General features: G+C 48.8%; 1 rRNA gene (only partly in view). It reads left to right on the top strand.

The window, feature by feature from the left end:
* The first annotated feature begins 51 nt into the window (after nt 1–51).
* Nucleotides 52–1,517: ribosomal RNA gene (locus H5090_RS20700) — 23S ribosomal RNA — on the top strand; it runs 1,522 nt beyond the window's last position.

Raw genomic sequence — 1,517 nt, 5'->3', positions numbered from 1 at the left:
ACTTCTGGCGAAGTTAAACTGTCACAAAACAAAGACCCGTTTGGGTTGTATGGTTAAGTGACTAAGCGTACACGGTGGATGCCTTGGCAGTTGGAGGCGATGAAGGACGTATTAACTTGCGATAAGCCTAGTCAAGCTAGTAAAAAGCGCTTGAGACTAGGATTTCCGAATGGGGAAACCCACCTGCTTGCAGGTATCGTTAACTGAATACATAGGTTAACGAGGCGAACGCGGAGAACTGAAACATCTAAGTACCCGTAGGAAAAGAAATCAACCGAGATTCCGAAAGTAGCGGCGAGCGAAATCGGAACAGCCCTTAAGCTTATTATGTGTTAATGGAAGGCTCTGGAAAGTGCCACGATACAGGGTGATAGTCCCGTACATGAAAAGACATTTTAAGTGAAATCGAGTAGGTCGGAGCACGTGAAACTTTGACTGAATATAGGTGGACCATCATCTAAGGCTAAATACTCCCAACTGACCGATAGTGAACCAGTACCGTGAGGGAAAGGCGAAAAGAACCCCTGTGAGGGGAGTGAAATAGAACCTGAAACCGTGTACGTACAAGCAGTAGGAGCCCACTTGTTGGGTGACTGCGTACCTTTTGTATAATGGGTCAGCGACTTATATTTTGTAGCGAGGTTAACCGAATAGGGTAGCCGTAGGGAAACCGAGTCTTAACTGGGCGACTAGTTGCAAGGTATAGACCCGAAACCCGGTGATCTAGCCATGGGCAGGTTGAAGGTTGAGTAACATCAACTGGAGGACCGAACCCACTAACGTTGAAAAGTTAGGGGATGACCTGTGGCTAGGAGTGAAAGGCTAATCAAACCGGGAGATAGCTGGTTCTCCCCGAAATCTATTTAGGTAGAGCCTCGGACGAATACTTACGGGGGTAGAGCACTGTTAAGGCTAGGGGGTCATCCCGACTTACCAACCCTTTGCAAACTCCGAATACCGTAAAGTAATATCCGGGAGACACACGGCGGGTGCTAACGTCCGTCGTGAAGAGGGAAACAACCCAGACCGCCAGCTAAGGTCCCAAAGTCATAGTTAAGTGGGAAACGATGTGGAAAGGCCCAGACAGCCAGGAGGTTGGCTTAGAAGCAGCCATCCTTTAAAGAAAGCGTAATAGCTCACTGGTCGAGTCGGTCTGCGCGGAAGATGTAACGGGGCTAAACTATGCACCGAAGCTGCGGATTCAGAATTTATTCTGAGTGGTAGGGGAGCGTTCTGTAAGCGGTTGAAGGTGTACCGGGAGGTATGCTGGACGTATCAGAAGTGCGAATGCTGACATGAGTAACGATAATGGGAGTGAAAAACTCCCACGCCGGAAGACCAAGGGTTCCTATCCCATGTTAATCAGGGTAGGGTAAGTCGACCCCTAAGGCGAGGCCGAAAGGCGTAGTCGATGGGAAACAGATTAATATTTCTGTACTCGATATAATTGCGATGGGGGGACGGAGCAGGCTAAACAAGCATGGCGTTGGTAGTCCATGTGAAAGTGAGTAGGTTGG

It is taken from the genome of Pseudoalteromonas sp. SR43-5 (assembly GCF_014163835.1).
Lineage (GTDB): Bacteria > Pseudomonadota > Gammaproteobacteria > Enterobacterales > Alteromonadaceae > Pseudoalteromonas > Pseudoalteromonas distincta.
Note: the sequence above shows the minus strand (reverse complement) of the source record. Positions and strands in the feature narration are given on the sequence as shown.